A 24,250-nucleotide genomic window follows, 5' to 3' on the forward strand; every position below is an offset into this window, starting at 1 on the left:
GATATTTTCAGAGAATTTTAAAATGAATTACAGACCCAGATAATCAATCACATAGGCTTTGATATCCTGAGCCACCAGCTCTTTTGATTTGAGCTCATAAGCAACCACCCGTCCTCTTTTATCGGCAATGGTGATCTTATTGGTGTCATAACGAAATCCGGCCCCGCTATCTTGCAATGAATTGAGTACAATCATGTCAAAATTTTTCCTTTCGAGTTTCGACTTCGCATATTCAAGTTCATTGTTGGTTTCAAGAGCAAAACCTACCATCAGCTGGTCGTCTCTTTTGACTTTGCCCATTTCTGAGGCAATATCAGGGGTTTTGGCCAGTTCGATGAACATTTCAGAATCTTTCTTCTTAATTTTCTGAGCAGCTTTTTCCCTGGGGGCATAATCGGCCACTGCAGCTGCAAATATACAAATATCCGATTCCTGAAAATCCCGGGCTGTGGCTTCCAGCATTTCCTGTGCAGATCTGACCCGGATTACTTTTACTCCGGCAGGTGCTTTGATATTCACCGGGCCGGAAACAATCGTCACCTCAGCACCTGAGTTTCTGAATGATTCGGCGAGTTCATAACCCATTTTGCCGGACGAATGATTGCTGATATAACGGACCGGGTCAATGTCTTCCTGGGTTGGTCCAGCGGTGATGATGACTTTCTTTCCTGCTAATTGTTTATCGGTATTAAAATGTAATTCCAGTGCTTCGGCAATATGCTCAGGTTCTGCCAGGCGGCCTTTACCTTCCAGCCCGCTGGCCAGTTCGCCTTCTTCCGCGTCTATAATAATGTTTCCAAAATCTTTGAGAGACTGAATATTCCTTAAAGTAGAAGGATGCCGATACATATCCAGGTCCATGGCCGGGGCAAAGTAAACCGGACATCTGGCGGACAGATAAACAGCGGTTAACAAATTATCACAAAGCCCGTTGGCACATTTGGCCAGGGTATTGGCCGAAGCCGGGGCTATGACCATCAGATCGGCCCAGAGTCCCAACTCCACGTGATTGCTCCAGAGTCCCTGATCTCCTTCTGAAAAAGCAGACAAGACCGGGTTTTTAGAGAGGGTGGACAGGGTCAGCGGAGTGATGAAATCTTTCGCAGCATCCGTCATGATCACCCTTACCTCCGCCCCTTTTTTGACCAGGAGCCGGATCAGGAAGGCTGATTTGTAAGCCGATATACTGGCCGAAACCCCGAGTATGATTTTTTTATTCTGTAAGGTCATTAAAATTCCGTTTGGTCTGTGAATCTGTAACAATGCGGCCACTTTTCTATGGGCAGCTTTTCATAAAATTCTATAGCGGCCGGAGCCGACATCAGGTGTACTTTGACACCCGGCACGGCATTCGCGGTCTGACGCATCAGTTCTTTCCCGATCCCTTTACCCTGGAAAGCCTGATCTACAGCCAGGTCAGACAAATAGCAGGTAAAAGCATAATCTGTAACGGACCTTGCCACACCCACCACCTGGCCGTCGTATCTCGCCGTAATCATGATATCGGCGTTTCTTACCATCAAAGCCAGCCTTTCGGTATCTTCCATGGGCCTCCTCTCAGCCAGGGTGCTGGACTTCAGACAATCTATAAATTCCTGAACACTTAAATCTTTTTCAATCTGATAAGTGATTTCCATATGCATCATTATTGAAAAGTAAAAGTATTAAAAGTTTCGAATTGTTTGTCCCGGCACCCTAACATTTATACCTGTTCGATTTGTAAATGGCCAATTATTGAAGTTTTTCGCAAAAAACCAGTAATTTTACAATCGAATGGAAGCTTAATTTCCAAATGAATACAAAATTGAACTTCAAAGATAACCTCAGAGAAAATAAAGTTTTTGAAAAGATTGCTTTGTCTTCCGAACAACTTGGTACAGAAAGTTATGTCGTAGGCGGGTATGTCCGCGACCTGATTCTGAACAGACCTAACAAAGATATAGATGTGGTGACGGTAGGCAGCGGCATGGAGCTGGCCAGGCTCTCAGCTGAAAAACTCGATCCGAAAATAAGGGTCAACTATTTCAAAAACTTCGGTACGGCACAATTCAACTTCGAAGACCTCGATGTGGAGTTTGTCGGTGCCCGCAAAGAATCCTACCGCTCTGACTCCAGGAAACCGGTGGTAGAAGACGGTACACTGGACGATGACCAGAAACGCCGCGATTTTACCATCAATGCCATGGGCATATCGTTGAGCAAACATAATTTCGGTGAACTGATCGATCCGTTTAACGGGGTAAAAGACCTGGAAAGCAAGATCATCCGGACACCCCTTGATCCGGCAATTACTTATTCCGACGACCCTTTGCGGATGATGAGGGCCATCCGGTTTGCTTCACAGCTCAACTTTGATATTGAAGGCGAGTCGCTGGAGGCCATCAAGGCCATGAAAGACCGTATCTCCATCGTTTCGCAGGAGCGTATCACAGACGAGCTGAACAAGATCGTCCTGTCAGAAACACCTTCATATGGTTTTAAGCTGCTGCATTATACCGGCATTCTCGAAATCATTTTCCCTGAGTTTGTGAAACTGCTGGGCGTAGAAACCCAGGATGGGAAGGGCCACAAAGATAATTTTTACCATACCCTGCAGGTGCTTGACAATGCATCGAGGAAATCCAATGACCTTTGGTTGCGTTGGGCAGCTATCCTCCACGATATTGCCAAACCGGCCACCAAGCGTTTTAACCAGAAAGTCGGCTGGACATTCCATGGGCATGAAGAACTGGGGGCCAAATGGGTCAAAAACATTTTCCGCAGAATGCGTCTTCCCCTGGATAGCAAAATGCGTTCAGTCGAAAACCTCGTGAGATTACACCTCCGGCCGATTGCCCTGGCTAAAGATGGGGTAACTGACTCTGCTTTGAGGCGGTTGTTATTTGAAGCGGGGGAAGACCTCGAGCACCTCATGATCCTCTGCCGGGCCGACATTACCTCCAAAGATCCGTTCAGGGTGAGGAAATACCTTAAAAACTTCGATAAGGTAGAGGAAATGCTCATTGAATTGGAAGAGAAGGACAAATTGCGTAATTTTCAGCCAGTGATCACAGGCGAGATCATCATGGAGGTATTCGGACTGTCTCCTTCGAGAGAGGTCGGCCAGCTGAAAACCGAAATCAGGGATGCCATACTCGACGGTGTGGTGCTCAATGAAATCGGGCCGGCTTATGAATACTTACTGGAAATCGGACGGAAAATGAATTTCAGCCCGATCAAAACTTTAGAAAATCTTAATCAATAAATCACTATGGATGACCAAAAATTCAAACGCTTACTAGGTTCATTTCTTACAGGCATCGGCCTTCTGTTATTGCTTTTTGCCTGCTTCTCATTTTTATCAACGGATAACACCATGATGGGTCTTAATGTGGAAGGAGCCAGAAAACTAGCCCCGACACTCCTTGGCCTGATCCTGATGGTAGCCGGTATCGGTATGATCAACAGAACATAGGAAAATCCGTTTAACCCGGATTTTCCTGTTTTTTCAGCAAGTCTGCCCCTACAGGGCATTCCACGCATTTTTTCCTGAGGCACAGACCATTGTATTGTTCAATAAGAGCCTGCGAATCAAAGCCCGTTTTGATCTTTAAACCCAGGTTCTGCCACTTTTCAGTAATGTGGTTTTTCTCCGGCCTGATTTTTTCCAGTATTTCCACTGCCCGCTCAAAATGTTCAGGTGAATCAATGCTGCTGGAATAAGCCGCCAGCAGGTTAACCACCGTGTTGATCACAATATTCTCAACGGAACCTTCTCCTATTTTCCCCGACCTTACTTTGTTCTTTTTTCCGAAATCATAATGCTCAAGCCAGTACTCTGAAGGCACTACACTCAGTTTTTGTATTATCATCGCTGTGTCACGGGTTTCGGTAAAAAACGAAAACAAGCCTTGGACCGAACTGATCATCCTGGCAAACTGAGCCAGACGGACGGTGGGGAAGCTGTACGGCCGGGTCCTCAGGAATTTCCACTCGTGTCGGCTCATTTTAGTAGAATGTAAACCATATTTTGAAGCCAGAAAACGATATTCAGCCAGGAGATCTTTGCTGTAATCGTCTGCGGGCTCGTCCAGGAAACCGGCCTGACCAAAAATCAGGGCCTCTGTCCTGAACAGGGAATCCCTGTGTTTCTGAAGGATTTTAACAGGCAAAACTTCCGATAACCTGAAAAACGCGTCAGCATTCAGTTTAAAACCAAAATTACGGGCCAGCCACTGATAGGTCGTTTTCTCCCAGTCAAACTGGTTCTTTTTCCATAACACAAACAAATCAGCCGTTTTGTGCCTGAGCCGGTGGGCCAGAGCTTTGTCCATCATTGAAAACCTGACAAGATCAGGTACAGTATCAAAATAAGGTTCACAAAGGATATCCGAGGGATTACGAAGCAGGTTGTGATAATTTCTCAGGACGTTTTTGTGGACGATGTTTTTCAGTTCAAGTGTGGGTATGGCCGTGCCGTCTTTTCGCATTACCGGGCCGGTGTCTTCCCAAACCACGTGCAGAATCACATTGTCGTACGCCGGATCAAGGCTGTGTTTGTGCAGGTTCCAGTCGGCCGACTGCAGGTGTATTTCTACCTGGCCCACCCATTCGATCTTATCAATCATCAGGCGGGCGTTTGAAAAATCAGGACCGGAATTTGAGTTTAACAAACCGGTTTTAAGCACTTTAACGGGCAAACCATCCACCGTTTTAAGGCCATTGAAGTTATACTGCTGGTATTGCCAGACATAGTGTAAGAAATTTTCAGTCATGTGGTGTCGTTGTTTTGTGTGTGTTTTTATTTCATCTGTATTTGTCTAAATATTGTGCCATTTCCAATTGTAATTTCTGTGCTTCCGCTCTTGCCTTTTCGGCAAAATCTTCTCCTGAGCTTGCATAAATAATACCCCGGGAAGAATTGACCAGCAAACCGCAGTCTTTGTTCATGCCATAGACAGATACTTCCTCCAGGCTTCCTCCCTGGGCTCCTACACCCGGAACGAGCAGAAAATGATCAGGGATAATCTGCCTGATGCTTTTAAGGCTTTCGGCTTTGGTGGCCCCTACCACATACATCATTTTGTCAGGTCCGCCCCATTCCTGCGATCTTTCCAGTACTTTCTCGTAAAGTTTTTTACCTTCAGCCAGATCCAGGTTCTGAAAATCCTGACTGCCTTCATTTGAGGTAAGGCCCAGCAATATCACCCATTTGCCTTCAAATTCAAAGAAAGGCTCTACAGAATCCCTGCCCATATAAGGTGCCACGGTCACTGAATCAAACGACAGACCGGAAGACGCTTTATCAAAAAAAGTACGGGCATACAGTCCTGATGTGTTTCCGATGTCCCCTCTTTTCGCATCTGCAATGGTAAAGCAGTTGTCAGGAATATAATCGAGTGTTTTCTGTAAACTCACCCAGCCTTTCGGCCCCATAGCTTCATAAAAAGCGATATTGGGTTTGTAAGCTACGGTAAATTCAGCGGTCTGATCAATGATCTGTTTGTTAAACTCAAAAACAGGATCCTCGGTATCCAATAAATGCTGAGGGATTTTCCTGATATCGGTATCAAGACCCAAACACAAAAATGATTTCTTGCTGTTGATTTGCTCTGCTAACTCTGCTCTGGTCATGTAAAATTTTTTTGCGAATTTATCTCAATATTCAGGCAAACAAAAGAACAATTTCATTTTGTTAGGAATACAAGCGAAAAAGTAATTATTTTTGCCCAATAAATAACAATCAACTTAATTTTATGGAGTTCAAAAAATCAGCTATTTTAGGATTGACAGAAATTTTTCCCAGGATATTCAAAGACGAAAGGGGCCACTTTCTTGAAACCTACCAATACGAACTCTTTAAAAACAATGGTGTCGCAGCACAATTCATACAAGACAATCAGTCGTTCTCTACCAAAGGTGTTTTAAGGGGTCTCCATTTTCAGAATGCACCGCATGCCCAGGGCAAATTGGTGAGGGTCATCAGCGGTAAAGTACTGGACGTAGCCGTAGACATCAGGCCTGATTCCCCTACATTCGGGCAGCATGAGACTTTCGTACTCACAGCGGAGCTCAGCAATATGGTTTTTATTCCCGAAGGCTTTGCCCATGGATTTCTGACGCTTGAAGACGCGGTATTCTCTTACAAATGCACTAATTTATATAACAAAGCTTCAGAGGGCGGTTTGCTTTGGAATGATCCGGAGATCGGCATCAACTGGGGTTACGAAAATCCGCTTGTGTCAGAGAAAGACGTTATCCTTCCCACTCTCGCTGAATTCAAAAAATCTTTATAAGCATAAAAGGCTTAAAATATATGAGGGCTTGTATAAAGGTAAAATCTCCTTTTATACAAGCCCTCACTTCTTTTATACAAGCCCTCACTTCATATCAGGTATCTCTTATTTAGGAATCGGGCAAATGACCGGTGGGGTGAAGATGTAGCCGTCCGGCTTTTTGATCATACCTGCAGCAGCACTTCTTCTTCCACCTGAAGGCTGGTTAAACGGCGTGGGTATCCATAACCCGTAGTTCGTAACAAACCTCATCCTGGACACCTGGTTGGCAGTAAAGGAGTTTTCATAACTGTAATCATAGTCCATGTAGTTGGTAGAATTATAAACTTCTCCCGAGCAGGCCGTCCGGCGGTAATAATTTTTATTGGAACCACCCTGCAATGATTTTTCATACGCATTGCGGTCATAATAAGGGGTATCGGGACAATAATCCGGATCATCGGAACTGCAGGATTCAAAACTCGAGCCGTTGCCGTCAAATACGTGGCTCAGTCCCAGCACATGGCCTACTTCATGGGCCAGTACTTCAATATAAATCTTGTGATTGTAGTTCCAGAAAACCCCGAACGGATAGTAAGGTCTCGATCCCTTTTCAGCCATGTTCAGGCCTTTGATGTATTGTGTCACCGCCGGGAAATACGCCCAGCTGGAGGATGCATAATCTCCCTTGATGTTCGGGAAAATCCAGACATTGATATAGGTCTCAGGATTCCAGAATGAATTCCAGGCTTCTGTGTCCGTATCGTTGATATTAAAAGAAGACTTGGTTGAAGTAACCCTGTCAAGCCCCGGCACACTCATAGTGTTGCCATTTGGGTCGGTAGTGGCGGCATAAAATTCTACGAATACATCCGCCGCATTACCGTCTTTCGGGCCTCCGGAGCGGTTAAGGCTGTTCCTGTAAGCCAGTGTAAGGTTCGCCAGGATATCCCTTATGCCCGTAGCCGTCAGTTCTTTGGTGTTTACCTCATGAAAAACCACCGGCATTCTGATGATACTGTAAATACCCTGATCCTGGGCGGTGATAGACACTTCATTGCTTTGTATTTTATAACCCTTGGCCACAAAATTATGCAGCCCTACTTCATTGGTCTTGAACTTAAGAGGATAGGCCACCAGCACGCCGTTATGAAACAACTGCACATCTTCACTCAGGTCAATTGCCTGATTGTTGATATCGAAAGCTTGTATGCCTATCGTAGCTTCAGAAACATTATTGGCCCAGAAGACACTGCTGTTCAGGGTATAATTCAAAACCAGTTTTTTAGCCGGGCTCAGAATTTCAAGCATCACCTTCTCACTTTCGAGTCCAAAACCCTTGGCCTGAACCTCATAAAGACCAGCTTTTTTAGTCGCGAAAGTAGTGGAAGATATTTTTTCACCGTCGATATAAATTTCAGGACTCGGGCCGTTGGTAGTCAGGACACCGTTCAGATAAATTTCCGGTTTGAACACAGCCTTTGACACCCCGTCTGCTACCAATCCCGGCGGCACTTCCGATTTAAGCACCAGCTTCATGTTCATTTTATTCCATATTCTGACTGAAATGGTATCACTCACAATGCTTCCCAGTTTGGCATAAATTTTATAATCGCCTTCTTCACCGGGCTCAAACACGCCGTTTTCAAGTTCTTCGCCGTTGGCATAATATTTCAGGGCTTCATCAGGTATGTTCAACTGCTTTTTGACGGCATCAAAAGCACGGGCAGTCAAAACAGAATTTGTTTCTTCAAAACCCATGATATAGACCTTTTTATCCAGAGTGTCCAGTTTGAGTTCTTTGACCATTTTAAAACGGTAAAACTCGTCCAGTTCAAGGGTTTTGTCTTTTTTACAGGCCGCCGCAAAAACCCAGATACCCATCAGGAAAGCCAGCCATTTCTTTTCAAAAATAAATCTTCTCATCTCCATGATCTCAGCCGTTAAAATATGAATGAAAAAACCAGGGCCCTGTTTTTAATGTCCCGCAGGGTAGACTGAGATTTTAATCCAGCCTCATAACGGATTTCTATGCCCGGATGTTTTTTGTACATCACCTCCAGGTTCAAAACAATACCGAAATCTTGTTTTACATCAAAAAAACTGAGACTCACCGGATCTTCACTGACCTTTTCTCCGTTGATTCCCGTTTTTGAACTTCCGCTCAGCCGCTGGGAAAAATAGAAGCCTACCCCCACTGAGGGGTTTATTTTCTTAGGTTCAGCCCTTAACACAACCGGCAATACCGACAGCTGGAGGTTTCTGAACTGATTGATGGATTCAATCTCTACGCCATCCGAAGTAAAATACTCTTTCGCTCCTTTGGTATTAAAGCTCAGCTCAGCCCTTGAATAATGATATTTCCTTTTGAAGAAATCAGAGGCAATACCTGCCTGCCAGCTCCAAAGAGGATTAGTCAGTATTCCATTGGAAGAACTGATATCGGGTCTGTAAAATGAAGACATCATCACCCCGGCTTTAAACCGGACAAAATCGGTAATCTTCTTTTTGTGTTTTAAAGAATCGGGTTCGGAAAGATGGCTGTTACTACCAGGGAAATTTGCTCTGGCTATGCTTGAGCCCAGCAAAATCAACAGCCAGATCATCAGTTGTTTTTTCATGAATATTGCCTGAAAGGATTTCGGGTTATGGGTTTACAGCCATTGTGGCCGTCCTTAAAAACAAATACGTGCCGGAGCTATTTTACGTTGCTCTGCAAAATGTTAATTAGTGGCGTGGAAACAAAATGAGCCGGCATGAATATCATCAAACCAGCTCATTCAGATTTATTTCATACCGTTTTTGATCAAAAATCAGCCCTTTGTCTGATCACTTCATAAAGGATCACCCCGGTGGCTACAGAAACGTTCAATGACTCCACTTTGCCGTTCATCGGAATTTTCACTTTCTGATCACAGATAGACAGGATACTTTCTGAAATACCATCTTCTTCTGAACCCATGATAATCGCCGTCGGTACTGTATAATCAGGCCCGTAGAGGAATTTCTCTGCCTTTTCTGTACAGGCCACAATCTGAAAACCGGAAGCTTTCAGGTATTCAATAGTCTGATACAGGTCATTTTCGCGGCAGACCGGGATGTAGTTCAATGCTCCCGAAGAAGTCTTCATCGCATCGCCGTTGATCTGGGCAGATCCTCTGGCCGGCAACACCAGGGCATGTACCCCGCTGCATTCCGCCGTACGGCTGATGGCACCGAAGTTACGCACGTCTGTAATCCTGTCCAGGATCAGCACCAGGGGCACCTCACCTTTTTCGAACGTCTCAGCAACAATATTGGACAAAACAGAGAAGTTAACCGAAGACACAAAGGCAATAACGCCCTGGTGGTTTTTCCCTGTTACCCTGTTCAGTTTTTCAAGCGGCACCCTTTGGATAGGCACGCCTCTTTCCTTGGCTATTTTTTCGATATCAGAAGCTCCGAATTCCTTATTGATCAGCAGCTTATCAATTTCCTTTTCACTTCTGAGGGTTTCTGTTACGGATTGTATCCCGAAAACAAAGTCCTCTTTATTGGGTCTTACAACCGGCTTATAAAATTTCTTTGGCTGATCGCCGTTTTGTGGTCTTTTAAAACCACCTACTCCACTACGTTTCCTGTTCTCCATGTTTCAACAAAAGGATACCAATAGGCACCATATTCGGGATACCTGACCAACTCATAATGGTTTTCGGTAAATGAATTGGGCTTGCGGTAAAATGTAAAAATAATTTCAGACGAGCCCTGATACAGCCAGACTTCACGCTGCCTGTTTCTCTGGACTCTGGTTGGCGGTCCTAAAATGATATAAACCATCCCTTTGTCGGTTTTCCATCCTTCTTTATAGGTAGAAAAAAGCTTATTGGCTTCGCTTACTCTTCTGTAATAAGACCTGATTGTTTGCCTAGCCTGGTCCTGATTACCAGCACTCAAACTAAGAAAGTGCAAATCTACGGCATCTTTTGCGTTTTCCTGCGTTTTCAGGGATTCTATTTCTTTTCCGGTGCTCATATACACCACAGGTTCTTTTAGTTTATCGGGCTGGGTAAACCTCGGATACCGCTCATCTGTCACTAAAATACTGTACCCGTCTTTGTGCATCAGCGTGTCCTGGGTCAATACATAAATACCTTCTTCTTTAAACGTGAAGGTGCTGCCCGGGTCTACTTCTATGGCTTCCAGACCGGACACCTCATCCATCACATTCCTTTTGGAAGACGACATAGGCGACAAGGCCGGCAGGGTTTTGTTCAGATATCTTTTGAGGTACAACTTTTCTTTCGAACCGCTCCAAGACTTAAAAATAACCGGGTCTCCTACTTTTACAAAAGTCTCAAAACTCGGAAAATCAGTCTGATCGGCTTTAAAAAGGCCGAACCTTGAATCTACTCTCATCCCTGTAAAATCCACCGGTAGGTCATTGGTATACTTCAGGGACGCGGCCACATCAATGAATTCAAGAATCAGCACAGAATAATCAAGACCCTTGATTTTCGGTACATCAAATGTCAGCTGATAAAAATTCCCGTTCTTTCTCAGGCTATTTTCATCTATGTCAATTTTCCCTGACTTCAGCTTTTCTCTCTGGTTATAATCAGCCTGCACATGCCACTGAACCTTGAATATTTTCTCAATATCCTTGATCTGGGCACTTTCTTTCAGGTTCTGAATCTCTACATTCATAAACACTTTCACGGAAGAAGAATCAACAATCAGGTATTTTCCGGTTACAGAAGAAATGATGACTTTGGCTTCTCTCGGAGCAGCAGTTTTGGCTACAGGAGGCGGAGGCCCTTGGTTTGACGGCGTTTTTTTCTGAACTTTACAACCCCAAAATACGGATACACCCAACAAAACGATTAATATTTTTCTCATCCTTATCAATGTTGATTTAGAATATTAACGACACGATTTTTATAATTGTTAACGCGGCATCAAAAAATTTATGAAAGATATAGAAAATAGAGAAGATGTAATACGTTTGGTAGATAATTTTTACAGCAAAGTGCTGGCCGATCCGGAGCTTTCACCGGTTTTTGAACCTTCCCTGAACGACTGGCCGAGGCATGTCGAAAGGGTTTATAATTTCTGGGAAAACTGGCTTTTCCAAACCGGTTCCTACAACGGCGGCATGATGTGGGTGCACATGCAACGCAACCAGACCCACCCTCTTACCACCGCCCTTTTTGAACGCTGGCTGGCTCACTGGTTCGGCACAGCCGACGAGCTCTTCAAAGGCAAAAACGCCGATTTCGTCAAAAGTAAAGCCCTGGAGATCGGACAGATCATTAACGCGAAGCTCAATAGTTGAGGAGAAAGCAGAACGGAAAAAGGAGAAAGGATGTCATGTACTTTTTCCTTCCTCCATTAAATCAGTATTTCTCCAACAATTTATACTGCTCCTCAATCGCTTCCCTGAATTCGGATTTCATTCGCTTGACGAGATCTGCCACCGGCAATACATCCTCAATCGTAGCTACCCCCTGCCCGGCAGACCACAGGGTTTTCCAGGCTTTGGCTTCTGCCTGTGAAGCGTCCAGTTCCTTGCCGAAATCAATTTTTGCAGCTCCGCTCCACATTTCTTTCGGGATACCGGCATTTTCAAGGCTTTTAGTCATAAAATTGGCATAAACACCCGAAACAGCTGCGGTATAAACAATGTCTGTTGTACCACTTTCTATGATCATTTGCTGATACCCTTTGTCCACATGGGCTTCAGTAGTATTGATAAATCTCGTTCCCATATAAGCCAGGTCGGCCCCCATCTGCATAGCGGCGGCGATGTCGCGGCCGTTGCTCATGCTTCCTGACAACAGTATTGTTTTCTTGAAAAAGCTTCTGACTTCCGCAATAAAAGGGATAGGATTAAGTGTTCCGGCATGCCCACCGGCCCCTGCACTGACCAGGATCAGCCCGTCTACTCCGGCCTCCGCCGCTTTTTCGGCGTGGCGTTTTTTGATCACGTCGTGAAAGACCAGTCCGCCATAACTGTGTACTGCCTCCACCAACTCAGAAACAGCCCCCAGCGAAGTAATCACCAGCGGCACTTTATGTTTGACAATCATCTGAAGATCAGGCATGATCCTCGGGTTGGTGTTATGAACAATCAGGTTGACTCCGAACGGGGCGGCTTTCTTGCCCGTTTCAGCTTCAAACTGACTGAGATTCTCCTTAATCTGGATCAACCACTCTTCAAAACCTTCGGTGGTGCGTTGGTTCAGGGCCGGAAATGTGCCCACTATTCCGTTTTTACAACATTCTGTCACCAACTCAGGTCCTGAGATCAGAAACATGGGTGCTGCCACCACCGGTAAATTTAAGTTTTCGAAAGGGTTCATATTTTTTAATAGAAAAAGGACAATGGATAAAGGAAAATGGACTTTACCCATACTCTTCATTGATTATTTTTTCTTCATGGGTCTGATCAGGCCTTCCTGTACAACAGAGGCGATCAGAACGCCGTCCTGGTTAAAAATGTTTCCCCTGGTAAAACCACGGGTGTTTGAGGCACTCGGACTGTCGATGGCATACAAAAGCCAGTCATCAATCTTAAAGTCACGGTGAAACCACATCGCATGATCCAGGCTGGCCATAAACAGGTCGGTCGGCAGCGGCCCCTTGGTATGAGGTAAAGTAGCCGTAGTCAGCAGGTTATAGTCCGACACGTACGCCAGAAGCTGCTGATGCACCTGAGGGCCGCCGTCGACTGCCTCCCTGGCCTTGAACCAGAAATGACGATAGGGCAATTTCGTCTGGCGATCAAAAATATTCAGTTTCTCGACCATCCTGAACTCAAAAGGCCTCGTTTTGACCAGCTGGAAGATGTGGTCCGGCACAAACAGTTTGTATTTTTTGAGGATGTCTTCATCTGACGGCAGTCCTTCCGGCCCTTCCACTTTAGGCATCGGAATCTGGTGATCAAAGCCCTCCTGAACAATCTGGTAGGAAATAGAAGTGAAAAATATAGGCGTCCCGTTTTGCTTGGCCACCACCCTCCTGGTCGAAAAACTCCCTCCGTCACGGATCTTCTCCACTTCAAAAATAATCGGCACACTGATATCCCCTGCCAGCAAAAAATAGGCGTGCATGGAATGAGCCACACGGTCCGGCTCCACCGTCTGGGTCGCGGCACTCAGCGACTGCGAAAGCACCTGCCCGCCAAAAACCCGGTTCCACGGGGCCTGGTAATTCTGTCCTTTGAAAGTCAGTTCGTCCAGTTTTTCTAAGGCTACTAAGTCTATTAATTCTTTGATATTGTTCATTTTCCTTTCCAGACAGGTTCTCTTTTTTCAACAAATGCTTTTGATCCCTCCATGGCATCCTCTGTTTTCAGTATTTTTTCAAACAGGCTGGTGGATGCCGCCCACAGCTCTTCTTCTGTTTTAGAACTCACACTTTTGGCCAGTTCCAGGCTTTCTGCCACCGACAAAGGGGCGTTTACCGCTATCTCGCGGGCCAGGCCAAAGGCCGTTTCTATCAGGTTTTCAGAAGTAGCCGCACGATTGACGATTCCCAGTTGCAAAGCCCTGGCGGTGTCAAAATGGTTTCCGGTAGCAATAAGTTCATTGGCAATTTTCTGAGGAATCATCAAAGGGAGCCTGAACATCCCCCCTGCTCCTGCCACCAGACCTCTTTTTACTTCCGGCAAACCGAATTTAGCCTGTTCCACCGCCACGATCATTTCGCAGGCCAGACACAGTTCAAACCCGCCTGCCAGTGCAAAACCGTTAACGGCCGCTATCCACGGTTTGCGTCTTTTGGCATACACAAACCCGGCAAAGCCATTCGATTCCGTAAAAAGCTGATCACCATTACCACTCGAGATTTCCTTAAGATCGGCTCCCGCACAAAAAGCTTTGGGCCCTGCTCCGGTCAGAATCACCACCCGGATGTCCGGATCAGCTTCAGTTTCTTCAACGATATGGTGCAACTCCTGTGTCACCGCCTGGTTGATGGCATTATAAGCATCCGGTCTGTTTAAGGTGACCAAAGCAATGTGTTTTTCTGGCCTTTCTAAGATTACTGTACTCATATTTTTATTTAATTTTTATCTGGCGGCCATCCTGATGGCACCGTCCAGGCGTATGACGTCTCCGTTTAACATAACATTATAAAGAATGTGCTTAACCAGGTGTGCGTACTCTTCCGGCTTACCTAACCTGGAAGGAAAAGGCACCTGTTTTTCAAGGGATTCGACAGCCTCGGGCGGTAACCCCTTAAAAAGCGGAGTATAAAATAATCCCGGGGCAATGCCCATCACCCTGATACCCAAAGACGCAAATTCACGGGCCAGCGGCAGAATCATGCTGACAATCCCCCCTTTCGAGGCTGCATAAGCTGCCTGTCCAATCTGGCCTTCATAAGCCGCCACACTGGCGGTATTGATGATAACACCGCGTTCACCTTCTGCATCCGGCTCATTTTTGCTCATATAATCAGAGCACACCTTCAGCACATTAAAAGTGCCGACAAGGTTGATATCAATTGATTTTCTGAAGTCTTCCAGCGGATGAACGCCGTTTTTTGAAAGCACTTTTTTAGCCAGTGCAATACCCGCACAGTTGACATTGATATGAATCGCTCTGAAAGTTTCATAGGCCTTTCTGACGGCTTCCTGCACCTGGTTTTCATCCCTTACATCAGTCTGTACAAAAAGCACCTGGTCGCCCAGTTCCTGCTGCAGCTGCTCACCACGGGCAGCATCCTGGTCAATAATCAAAACCTTCGCTTTGTTTTCGACGAACAGCCTGACGGTGGCCTCTCCCAAACCCGAGGCACCACCGGACACCACGGCAGTCTGGTTTTCTATCTTCATTGTACTGTTATTGAGGACTGGTTTTAGTGTTAATGAGGCCCTAAAATAATTGAATAATTCGAAATTCGATATTTAATTCGGATTTATTCGGTGCTACGAGTTAAACGAAGTATTTGGAGGGATACAAAAAAATTGTCGCCACAGATCAGGAAAGACAAGTAATTTACATAAACCACATCAGGTTTATCACATAGCCAGCAACACCTCTGCAGATATACCCAATCCATGATAAAGATTCTTGACCATTTTAAGCGTCAAAGGTCTTTTTCTGTTCAGAACCTCCGAAGCCCTGTTTTCTCCCCCAAAATATCCGGAGACATCTTTTTGTGACAAATTGAGCATTTCTATTCTTTGCCTGATGGCTTCTATCGGGTCAAGTTTCTCAAATGGCATATGTTTCTTCTCATATTCAATGGCTAAAACCGTCAGAGCTTCCAAAATATCCAGGCCTTTTTTTCTCAGCTGCTCATCTTCTATCAGATCAACGTCAATTAACTGATCAATAATAGCAGTCGTTCTTTCAAATTCTGCCTGATTGGTTATGGGCAGTATAACAATTTCGTCAATATTTATTTTATTAGTTTTCATCCTACTTATATATTTTTAATATCATTTATAGCATCATATTCCTCGTGAGTTCCGATAAATCTGACAAATGCCATTTTTTTCGAATACTCATATTTCACAATTAATCTGTATTTATTTCTGCAAATATTAAATACAATTCTTCCGTTCCCGACCGTATCTGCATCCTTGAAAAGTGAAATCACCTCGTTAGGGTTACTAAAATTGCGTTCTTCATTAACCTCATGCCAGGTCTTTAATGCGGATTCTGAATCGGGATATTTATTCCAAAAATCCCTTAAAACTCCTTTGGTGAATATTCTCATAACGAAACAAAAGTAAACAAAATTCCCAAATATGGAAGATCAAAATCATAAAAAATCAAACCAGATTATCCTGATCATTAGCTCCTCTCTCCCAAATCAAGCCTACTACTTTCCCTCTTTCCCCAACAAATCAAACAATCTCTTTAACATCATAACACCCTCTGCCCTTTCTCCTTCTTCCTTTCTCCTTTGCTCCATTTTTCCATTTTCCTTTTTGATTTCAGATATAATTGTCTACATTTAAAATCAGAACCTCATCAATACTTTCCGGAAGAATTATGGACCAACTCAACCAACCTTTTAAGCTTAAAACAAATGGTTTTGAATTCGATATCAGCAACGAAGACATCTCTGAGGCTGATTTCTACAGGATTTCAGAAAAGGGTTTTCACCTCATTCATGAGTCGGAATCCTTCCATACCACCATCCTTGAAGCCGACCTGGCCGCCAAAAAATTTAAGGTAGAAAGCGAAGGGGAAGTTTTCTTTGTTGAAATCAAAGATGAGTTTGACCAAAACCTGGAAAAGATGGGTTTCAACGCCTCCGCCGGAAAACAAATCAAAAACATCAAGGCCCCGATGCCCGGGCTTGTCCTCGAGATCAGCGTGGCAGAAGGCCAGGAAGTGAAGAAAGACGAGAAATTATTGATACTCGAGGCCATGAAAATGGAAAACAGCCTCAAAATCTCGACTGATGCCGTAATCAAAAGCATTCTTGTCAGTCAGGGTCAGGTGGTGGAAAAAGGTCAGATTCTCATTGAATTAGTTTAAAGAGCCGTGAAAAATAGCTTTGATGAATTCAATAAAACCGGCAAAGCCGAATGGCTGGATCAGGTCACCAAAGATCTGAAAGGCCTACCTATGTCTGAGCTTTTCGCTGACTTTGGTGATGGCTTCGTCATAGACCCGTTTCTGCATGAGCAAGACCGCATAATTCTGAATACCGGCATTCATCCCGACAAAACAGACAATACCTGGCTTATTTCAGAAAAGATCGGCACTTCTTCGCCCGAACTGATCAACAAAAAAAGCCTGACTGCCCTCGAAGGCGGAGCTTCGGCTTTGAGCTTAAAAATAGATCATCTATGGAGTGTAGAAGAATTTACCAAAGCATTCCAGGGCATTTACCTTGACTATATCTTTGTGCATTTCGACTTGGATAATGAAGTCAAAATGCCCGTATTTCTCTCTCATTTTGAGGTTTATCTTCAACACATCGGAATACCCACAGATAAAGTAAAAGGAAGCTTTTCTTTGCATTCTGCTCTGCATGCCAATGAGACATTGTTGAGGTGTATAGAAGCGTTTCCGGGATTTAAATTCCTTTGTTTCTCTTCTGAACCTGAAGAACAACCCGTTGACCAACTAACGCATCTGCTTTTAAAAGCGGAAGAAATCCTGAACAGCTGCGAGGACATTAAAAATGCTCAGAAAATCCCGGATACAATCGTCTTTGAAATCAGCACAAACAATGATTTCTACCTCAATATAGCCAAAGTAAAAGCCCTGAAACAGGTATGGCAAGCCATTCTTAAGTCTTATCAATTAAAGAACGTTACCCAGCCATTCGTCAAAGGCATCATCAAGCATCTGCCCGAACTGGACCCTAACACGGCCGTGATCCAGGCCTCTGCACAGGCTTTATCACTGAGCATTGCCGGGGCTGATCTCATAGAAATTGAACCTTTTCATTATGATCAGTCGGAGTTTGGTGAAGAGTTTCCTTCGAGGATCGCCAGGAATATACATCATATTTTACAACTGGAGAGCTTTATGGACAAAGCCATTGACCCTGCCGGAGGCAGTTATTTCATCGACCATCTTACCCAAAAACTGGCTCACCAGGTCTGGGACAAATTCAAACAATCATTCATAACCGCATGAAGAAAATATTAGTGGCCAACAGGGGGGAAATTGCCCTCAGGATCATGAGAACCATCAAAAGGATGGGCATCAAAACCGTAGCGGTTTTTTCGGAGGCCGACCGCCATGCCCCGCATGTTTTGTTTGCCGACGAAGCCGTATGCCTTGGCCCGGCCCCTTCGAATCAGTCTTACCTCAACGGAGAAAAAATCATAGCTGAGGCTCAGAAACTCGGCGTTGACGGCATCCATCCCGGCTATGGTTTTCTAAGCGAAAATGCCGGTTTTGCCCAGCTCGCTACCGATGCAGGCATTACCTTCATCGGCCCTACCCCGGAAGCCATCCGCATCATGGGGTCCAAACTGGCCGCCAAAGACTGTGTCAAAAATTACAACATCCCGATGGTGCCGGGCATCGACAAAGCCATCACGGATGTAGCCCTTGCCAAAGAAACCGCCGTGCAGATCGGTTTCCCGATCCTGATCAAAGCTTCTGCCGGTGGTGGCGGAAAAGGCATGCGGGTCGTTGAAAAAGAAAGTGAACTGGAAGAACAAATGGAAAGAGCCATCAGCGAAGCCACCTCGGCTTTTGGTGACGGTTCGGTTTTTATAGAAAAGTATGTAGGCTCACCCCGCCACATCGAAATCCAGGTGCTGGCCGACAACGAAGGCAATACGGTCCATCTTTTCGAACGGGAATGCAGCATCCAGCGGCGTCACCAGAAAGTAGTGGAAGAGGCTCCTTCTTCGGTACTTACCCCTGAAATACGTCAGCAAATGGGAGAAGCTGCCGTTCTGGTAGCCAAATCATGCCAGTATACCGGGGTCGGAACGGTCGAGTTCCTGCTGGATGAACAGTTGAATTTCTATTTCCTGGAAATGAACACCAGGCTGCAGGTGGAGCACCCGGTCACTGAAATGATTACGGGCATCGACCTCGTGGAAGAACAAATCAAGGTAGCCCGTGGCGAAACGTTGAGTTTTAAACAGGAAGACCTGCAGATCAAAGGCCACGCTCTCGAACTGAGAATTTATGCAGAAGACCCTTTGAACGACTTTCTACCCTCTGTCGGTACGCTGAGTACTTATGAAAGACCAACCGGAGAAGGCGTAAGGCTGGACGATGGCTATGAAAAAGGCATGGAGATTCCCATTTATTATGACCCGATGATTGCCAAGCTGGTGACCTTCGGGCAAGACCGGAACGAAGCCCTGCAGAAAATGAAGACGGCCATCAAAGACTATAAAATTGAAGGGGTAGCCACTACCCTGCCCTTCGGCGACTTTGTTTTCAATCACGAGGCCTTTATTTCGGGGCATTTTGACACCCATTTTGTTAAAAACTATTACAGCCCCGATCTGATCAGGGAACAACTGAAGAAAAAAGCGAAGATAGCGGTCTTATCGGCCCTTAAATATTACCTGGAAGAAAAAAACACCTTAAAAAGCATCGAAAATCCGTCGTCGAACTGGAAAAGCAGACTGGCATGAAAAGACCCGATTTTTCAAAATATGGAATCGATTCGCCGGAAACGGATCAGGCTGAGGCAAGCACATGGCTCAGTGCTGAAGGGATTACTTTGCATGCCCGCAACACTTTTACGCCTTACGAACACCTTGGATTTGTGTCGGGTCTCCCGCCCTATCTCGGTGGTCCGTACTCGACGATGTATCTTAACAAGCCCTGGACCATCAGGCAATATGCCGGGTTTTCGACCGCCGAAGAAAGCAACGCTTTTTACAGAAGGAATCTTGCCCAGGGCCAGAAAGGGCTTTCTGTAGCCTTTGACCTGGCCACCCACCGGGGTTATGATTCTGATCATGAGCGGGTGATGGGGGACGTCGGCATGGCTGGTGTGGCCATTGACAGTGTCGAAGACATGAAGATACTGTTCGACCAGATTCCGCTCGACGAGATGTCGGTGTCCATGACCATGAACGGGGCCGTGATCCCTGTGCTGGCCTTCTTTATTGTGGCTGCTGAAGAGCAGGGCGTGAGCCGGGAAAAACTCAGCGGCACCATCCAGAATGATATTCTGAAGGAGTTTATGGTGCGGAATACCTACATCTATCCGCCCAAGCCTTCCATGAAGATCATCGCGGATATTTTTGAATACACCTCCCGCCACATGCCGAAGTTCAATTCGATCAGCATCAGCGGCTACCATATGCACGAAGCCGGGGCTCCGGCCGACATCGAGCTGGCCTACACCCTGGCAGACGGACTGGAATACCTCCGGACAGGCATCAAAACAGGCCTAGCTATTGACGATTTTGCCCCAAGGTTGTCCTTCTTCTGGGGCATTGGCATGAATTTCTTTATGGAAATCGCCAAAATGAGAGCGGCACGCTTGCTGTGGTCTAAAATCATAAAACAATTTGATCCGAAAAATCCTAAATCAATGGCCTTGCGGACGCACTGCCAGACTTCAGGGTGGAGCCTCACGGCCCAGGATCCTTTCAATAACATTGCCCGGACCACCATTGAGGCCGCCGCGGCGGTTTTTGGGGGAACGCAATCGCTTCACACCAATTCGCTCGACGAAGCCATTGCCCTTCCGACCGATTTCTCTGCCAAGATTGCACGGGATACCCAGAAATATCTGCAAACAGACTCAGGCATCACCAAAAGCATTGACCCTTGGGCAGGCTCTCATTATGTGGAGTACCTCACCCACCACCTGGCACAAAATGCCTGGGCATTGATAGAAGAAGTCGAAGAACTCGGGGGCATGGCGGCTGCCATTGAAAACGGATTGCCGAAACTGAGGATTGAAGAAGCTGCTGCCAAAAAACAGGCCCGCATCGACAGCGGAACCGACCGGATCGTCGGCGTCAATTGCTTCCAGACCCAAAGTCAGCAGAAATTGCAGGTACTTGAAGTCGACAATTCCAGTGTCCGGAATTCACAGATCGCCAGGCTCAATCAGATCAAAGCCACCAGAAATCCCGAACAGGTAAAAGCAGCACTGGAAGCCCTGACCCGTTCTGCCGCAAGCGGAGAAGGCAACCTGCTGGAGCTCGCCATCGTGGCAGCCAGGGTCAGGTGTACTTTAGGAGAAATTTCAGAGGCCCTGGCGGTGGTGTTTGGCAGATACCAGGCCAGGATACAATCTATTCAAGGCATTTATGTAAAAGAAATGAATCAGAACGAAGTTTTTGAAAAAGCCAGGAAACTCACCAGCGAATTCGAAGAGATAGATGGCCGCCGTCCGAGAATCATGGTCGCCAAACTCGGCCAGGACGGTCACGACCGCGGAGCCAAGGTGATCGCCACGGGCTTTGCCGACATCGGCTTTGATGTAGACATCGGCCCTTTGTTCCAGACCCCGGCCGAGGCTGCCATGCAGGCCGCCGAAAACGATGTACACGTGTTGGGCATTTCGTCTCTGGCAGCGGGGCATAAAACCCTCGTGCCGCAGGTCATCGCCGAACTGAAAAAACTGGACAGGGAAGACATCATGGTCATTACAGGTGGGGTCATCCCTCCGCAGGATTATGATTTCCTTTATAAAGCCGGCGTCAAAGGCATTTTTGGCCCCGGAACACCCATTGCCGAAGCGGCAGGTAAAATCACAGAATTACTCATAGAACAATACAAGAGCTGAGGATATGAAATCAAAATTGGAAATATTAAACCGTAAGCTCGAAGCCGGAAAGCTGGGCGGCGGTAAAAACAGGATAGAAGCACAACACAAAAAAGGCAAGCTGACCGCCCGCGAGAGGGTCCATTTATTGATGGACGAAGGCAGTTTCGAAGAAATCGGGGCCCTGGTGGTGCACCGCACCCAGGATTTCGGCATGGATAAGCAATTGTTTTACGGCGATGGCGTCGTAACCGGCTACGGCACGGTGAACGGCCGTCTGGTCTATGTTTTTGCCCAGGACTTTACCGTTTTTGGTGGAGCACTGTCAGAAACCCACGCCGAAAAGATCTGTAAGCTGATGGACCTCGCCATGAAAACCGGGGCACCGCTCATCGGGCTCAATGACTCCGGCGGAGCCAGGATACAGGAAGGCGTACGCTCATTAGGAGGGTATGCAGATATTTTTTATAAGAATGTACTGGCTTCAGGGGTGATCCCCCAGATTTCTGCCATTATGGGGCCCTGTGCCGGCGGGGCGGTTTACTCTCCTGCCATTACCGATTTCACCCTGATGGTCGAAGGCACCAGTTATATGTTTGTGACAGGCCCGAACGTCGTCAAAACGGTCACCAACGAAGAAGTGAGCTCCGAAGAACTCGGCGGGGCCTCCACCCACTCGACCAAGTCGGGCGTAACCCACCTGACGGCCGTCAACGACGTCGAATGCATCGCCCAGATCAAGACTTTGCTGAGCTACATGCCGCAAAACTGCGAAGACACTACCCCTAAGGCCGCCTATGTTTTAGGCGATGAATACCGTGCCGGACTGGAAAACATCATCCCGCAAAACGCCAACCAGCCTTACGACATCAAGACCGTCATTGAAGGCATTTGTGATGAAGAATCCTTCTTTGAGATACATCCTTATTACGCCGAAAACATCGTGGTGGGTTTTGTCAGACTGGCAGGCAGAAGCATCGGCATTGTAGCCAACCAGCCGATGAGTCTGGCCGGGGTGCTCGACATCGAAAGCTCCAAGAAAGCCGCCCGTTTCACCCGCTTCTGCGACTGTTTCAATATTCCTTTGCTGGTACTCGTGGATGTTCCCGGATTTTTGCCCGGCACCGACCAGGAATGGAACGGCATCATCACCAACGGAGCCAAACTGCTCTATGCCCTCAGCGAAGCCACCGTGCCAAAGGTGACGGTCATCACCCGCAAGGCCTACGGCGGGGCATACGACGTCATGAACTCCAAACACATCGGGGCCGACCTCAACTACGCCTGGCCGTCAGCCGAGATTGCGGTGATGGGAGCCAAAGGAGCCAGCGAGATCATCTTCAAAAAAGAAATCTCCGAAGCCGAAGACCCGGCCCAGAAACTCCTGGAAAAAGAAGCCGAATACGCAGAAAAGTTCGCCACTCCTTACCTGGCTGCAGAAAGAGGGTTTATTGATGAAGTGATTCATCCGGGGGAAACTCGCAGGAAATTGATCAAAGCCTACGCAATGCTGGAGAATAAGGTGGTGAAGCTGCCGAAAAAGAAGCATGGGAACATTCCGTTGTAATGATCAGTTTTGAATGCTTACGTATGTTAATTTTTTATGCTATATTTCGCATCTATATAAGTTAGAGTCAATGTAGAGCTATACTGTAAATGACAACAGGCAAATTGAACTGGTTTGACAAAGTAAAGGAGTTGATTTGGACTTTATTATTTGATTACCCACCTTCTGTAATACCAACACATCGCCAGCGAGATCATCTTCAAAAAAGCAATCAACGAAGCCGCGGATCCTATATTGGCAAATAACATTAACAGACGTACCTGGAACGATATAAAATATAAGCATTACCAAAACAGAACATGAAATCAGTAAGTATTTCTATTAAAAAAATAAAAATCTTTGGTGTTATTTTAATCCTTTTATTAAGCATCTATTTGATCTGGGGGAAATTAACAAGTCCATACGGCGTTCAAAAAGTAAGTTTTATACCGTCAAAATCGGAAAAATTTACAAAGGGAAAGTTGAGTTTTATAGTGTACAAAGCAAGCACAGGTGTTAGTGAAGATATCATTTACCATTTTCACGGAAGGAATTTAGATAATACGATCTGGAACGATGACACCTACTTCACCTCATTGATTCAGTCTCACTGGCAAAAATCGAATGTGAAGCCGCCAACCGTGGTACTGGTTTCCTACGGCCCTGAATGGCTGTTAACACCACGAAACACAAAGGCTGAAAGTGGCTTAATGGATGACTTTGTAGTTAATTTGCCGTTTATTGAGTCCAAAACAGGTAGACCTGAAAACAGGATTTTACTTGGTGAATCTATGGGTGGTCTGAATGTTTTAATCCTGGGGCTGAGTCATCCTGAATTGTTTTCGAAAGTTGCCTCATTGTGTCCCGGCGTGTATCTCGATTCTCCGTTTTCAGGTTTCAACGCCATAAAGGCAGCCTTGAAACGCACCGGGGCAGATCCCAAAGTAGCGTTCGGGATATACTTCATGGCAAAAAAATACGTCTCCAATGAGGAAGAGTGGAACAAAATCTCTCCCATTGACTTAATCAAGAAAGCCAATGCTGACTATCCGGAATTGTATCTTTCTTGTGGCCTGTATGATAAATATGGCAATTATGAAGGTACTGAGGCTCTTGTTAACATGGCCAAAGCCAAAGGAGTTAAAACGTATTGGCACCCCATCTATGGTGGTCATGGTGCCACTGATATTGTCTCCCTGGCCGATTTTCTGGTTGGTGACGAATCAGACAGTAAAGAAATACCTGACGGAAGTATTGATTTGAAAAATTTAAGCTCAAAGAAATAAAACAGGGAGGC

Annotated in this window: 24 protein-coding genes; 10 read left to right on the forward strand and 14 right to left on the reverse strand. The window is 45.9% G+C overall.

Annotated elements, in window-relative coordinates; genetic code table 11:
* Positions 1 to 27: 27 nt before the first annotated feature.
* On the reverse strand, positions 28 to 1,230 hold the full coding sequence (gene coaBC, locus GVN16_RS21030) for a bifunctional phosphopantothenoylcysteine decarboxylase/phosphopantothenate--cysteine ligase CoaBC (protein WP_166565923.1): 1,203 nt from the start codon (positions 1,228 to 1,230) through the stop codon (positions 28 to 30).
* A complete protein-coding gene (locus GVN16_RS21035; RefSeq protein WP_166565924.1) occupies positions 1,230 to 1,637 on the reverse strand; it encodes a GNAT family N-acetyltransferase in 408 nt (135 codons plus the stop codon). The genes coaBC and GVN16_RS21035 overlap by 1 nt, the downstream gene beginning before the upstream one ends.
* Positions 1,638 to 1,792: 155 nt before the next feature.
* On the opposite strand from GVN16_RS21035, the gene GVN16_RS21040 reads away from it, so the two are divergent.
* Complete coding sequence (locus GVN16_RS21040) at positions 1,793 to 3,244, forward strand: CCA tRNA nucleotidyltransferase (RefSeq protein ID WP_229244284.1); 1,452 nt, start codon at positions 1,793 to 1,795, stop codon at positions 3,242 to 3,244.
* A gap of 6 nt (positions 3,245 to 3,250) precedes the next feature.
* Positions 3,251 to 3,454 (forward strand): hypothetical protein, encoded by a 204-nt coding sequence (locus GVN16_RS21045; RefSeq protein ID WP_166565925.1) that lies wholly within the window; start codon positions 3,251 to 3,253, stop codon positions 3,452 to 3,454.
* Positions 3,455 to 3,464: 10 nt separating this feature from the next.
* Here GVN16_RS21045 and GVN16_RS21050 read toward each other — a convergent pair whose 3' ends face one another.
* Together GVN16_RS21050 and pyrF are read right to left on the reverse strand one after the other, a co-directional pair.
* Positions 3,465 to 4,754, reverse strand: a complete 1,290-nt coding sequence (locus tag GVN16_RS21050) for a DUF2851 family protein (RefSeq protein ID WP_166565926.1) — start codon at positions 4,752 to 4,754, stop codon at positions 3,465 to 3,467.
* Between the two features lie 31 nt (positions 4,755 to 4,785).
* Positions 4,786 to 5,613: an orotidine-5'-phosphate decarboxylase gene (gene pyrF, locus GVN16_RS21055; protein ID WP_166565927.1), complete on the reverse strand. Its 828-nt coding sequence runs from the start codon at positions 5,611 to 5,613 to the stop codon at positions 4,786 to 4,788.
* Between the two features lie 122 nt (positions 5,614 to 5,735).
* On the opposite strand from pyrF, the gene rfbC reads away from it, so the two are divergent.
* Positions 5,736 to 6,275, forward strand: a complete 540-nt coding sequence (gene rfbC, locus GVN16_RS21060) for a dTDP-4-dehydrorhamnose 3,5-epimerase (RefSeq protein WP_166565928.1) — start codon at positions 5,736 to 5,738, stop codon at positions 6,273 to 6,275.
* 105 nt (positions 6,276 to 6,380) lie between these two features.
* Here the strand turns inward: rfbC and GVN16_RS21065 are convergent, their stop codons facing one another.
* From GVN16_RS21065 to GVN16_RS21080, 4 genes are all read right to left on the reverse strand, one after another.
* A complete protein-coding gene (locus tag GVN16_RS21065) occupies positions 6,381 to 8,186 on the reverse strand; it encodes a M43 family zinc metalloprotease (protein WP_166565929.1) in 1,806 nt (601 codons plus the stop codon).
* Positions 8,187 to 8,197: 11 nt separating this feature from the next.
* Positions 8,198 to 8,875, reverse strand: coding sequence for an outer membrane beta-barrel protein (locus tag GVN16_RS21070; protein ID WP_166565930.1), 678 nt, complete (start codon positions 8,873 to 8,875; stop codon positions 8,198 to 8,200).
* A 185-nt stretch (positions 8,876 to 9,060) separates the two neighbouring features.
* Entirely contained in the window at positions 9,061 to 9,882 is an 822-nt protein-coding gene (gene rlmB / locus GVN16_RS21075) for a 23S rRNA (guanosine(2251)-2'-O)-methyltransferase RlmB (RefSeq protein WP_166565931.1), read from the reverse strand.
* Entirely contained in the window at positions 9,855 to 11,129 is a 1,275-nt protein-coding gene (locus GVN16_RS21080) for a GWxTD domain-containing protein (RefSeq protein WP_166565932.1), read from the reverse strand. Before GVN16_RS21080 ends, rlmB begins: the two co-directional genes overlap by 28 nt.
* A gap of 70 nt (positions 11,130 to 11,199) precedes the next feature.
* Between GVN16_RS21080 and GVN16_RS21085 the strand changes: the two genes are divergently transcribed.
* A complete protein-coding gene (locus tag GVN16_RS21085) occupies positions 11,200 to 11,565 on the forward strand; it encodes a group III truncated hemoglobin (protein WP_166565933.1) in 366 nt (121 codons plus the stop codon).
* Between the two features lie 61 nt (positions 11,566 to 11,626).
* On the opposite strand, the gene GVN16_RS21090 is transcribed toward GVN16_RS21085, so the two are convergent.
* The 6 genes from GVN16_RS21090 to GVN16_RS21115 form a co-directional block, all read right to left on the reverse strand.
* Complete coding sequence (locus tag GVN16_RS21090) at positions 11,627 to 12,592, reverse strand: nitronate monooxygenase family protein (RefSeq protein ID WP_166565934.1); 966 nt, start codon at positions 12,590 to 12,592, stop codon at positions 11,627 to 11,629.
* A 63-nt stretch (positions 12,593 to 12,655) separates the two neighbouring features.
* Positions 12,656 to 13,516 (reverse strand): acyl-CoA thioesterase II, encoded by an 861-nt coding sequence (locus GVN16_RS21095; protein ID WP_166565935.1) that lies wholly within the window; start codon positions 13,514 to 13,516, stop codon positions 12,656 to 12,658.
* On the reverse strand, positions 13,513 to 14,286 hold the full coding sequence (locus tag GVN16_RS21100; RefSeq protein ID WP_166565936.1) for an enoyl-CoA hydratase-related protein: 774 nt from the start codon (positions 14,284 to 14,286) through the stop codon (positions 13,513 to 13,515). Before GVN16_RS21100 ends, GVN16_RS21095 begins: the two co-directional genes overlap by 4 nt.
* 15 nt (positions 14,287 to 14,301) lie before the next feature.
* Positions 14,302 to 15,069 (reverse strand): 3-hydroxyacyl-CoA dehydrogenase, encoded by a 768-nt coding sequence (locus GVN16_RS21105; protein WP_166565937.1) that lies wholly within the window; start codon positions 15,067 to 15,069, stop codon positions 14,302 to 14,304.
* A gap of 186 nt (positions 15,070 to 15,255) precedes the next feature.
* Entirely contained in the window at positions 15,256 to 15,657 is a 402-nt protein-coding gene (locus GVN16_RS21110; RefSeq protein ID WP_166565938.1) for a type II toxin-antitoxin system HigA family antitoxin, read from the reverse strand.
* 5 nt (positions 15,658 to 15,662) lie between these two features.
* Positions 15,663 to 15,959 (reverse strand): type II toxin-antitoxin system HigB family toxin, encoded by a 297-nt coding sequence (locus GVN16_RS21115; protein ID WP_166565939.1) that lies wholly within the window; start codon positions 15,957 to 15,959, stop codon positions 15,663 to 15,665.
* 278 nt (positions 15,960 to 16,237) lie between these two features.
* On the opposite strand from GVN16_RS21115, the gene GVN16_RS21120 reads away from it, so the two are divergent.
* The 6 genes from GVN16_RS21120 (at position 16,238) to GVN16_RS21145 (ending at position 24,239) form a co-directional block, all read left to right on the forward strand.
* Positions 16,238 to 16,729, forward strand: coding sequence for an acetyl-CoA carboxylase biotin carboxyl carrier protein subunit (locus GVN16_RS21120; protein ID WP_166565940.1), 492 nt, complete (start codon positions 16,238 to 16,240; stop codon positions 16,727 to 16,729).
* Between the two features lie 6 nt (positions 16,730 to 16,735).
* On the forward strand, positions 16,736 to 17,842 hold the full coding sequence (locus GVN16_RS26305; RefSeq protein ID WP_166565941.1) for a methylmalonyl-CoA mutase family protein: 1,107 nt from the start codon (positions 16,736 to 16,738) through the stop codon (positions 17,840 to 17,842).
* Positions 17,839 to 19,311 (forward strand): acetyl-CoA carboxylase biotin carboxylase subunit, encoded by a 1,473-nt coding sequence (gene accC / locus GVN16_RS21130; protein ID WP_166565942.1) that lies wholly within the window; start codon positions 17,839 to 17,841, stop codon positions 19,309 to 19,311. The genes GVN16_RS26305 and accC overlap by 4 nt, the downstream gene beginning before the upstream one ends.
* Complete coding sequence (gene scpA / locus GVN16_RS21135; protein ID WP_166565943.1) at positions 19,308 to 21,428, forward strand: methylmalonyl-CoA mutase; 2,121 nt, start codon at positions 19,308 to 19,310, stop codon at positions 21,426 to 21,428. Before accC ends, scpA begins: the two co-directional genes overlap by 4 nt.
* A gap of 4 nt (positions 21,429 to 21,432) precedes the next feature.
* The gene (locus GVN16_RS21140; RefSeq protein WP_166565944.1) at positions 21,433 to 22,974 is read left to right on the forward strand and encodes an acyl-CoA carboxylase subunit beta; all 1,542 of its coding nucleotides are present in this window, start codon (positions 21,433 to 21,435) and stop codon (positions 22,972 to 22,974) included.
* A 461-nt stretch (positions 22,975 to 23,435) separates the two neighbouring features.
* Positions 23,436 to 24,239 carry an esterase family protein gene (locus GVN16_RS21145; RefSeq protein WP_229244286.1) on the forward strand — a complete coding sequence of 268 codons (804 nt, stop codon included), beginning with the start codon at positions 23,436 to 23,438 and terminating at the stop codon, positions 24,237 to 24,239.
* Positions 24,240 to 24,250 lie beyond the last annotated feature (11 nt).

This window comes from Emticicia sp. CRIBPO, assembly GCF_009905725.1.
Lineage (GTDB): Bacteria > Bacteroidota > Bacteroidia > Cytophagales > Spirosomataceae > Leadbetterella.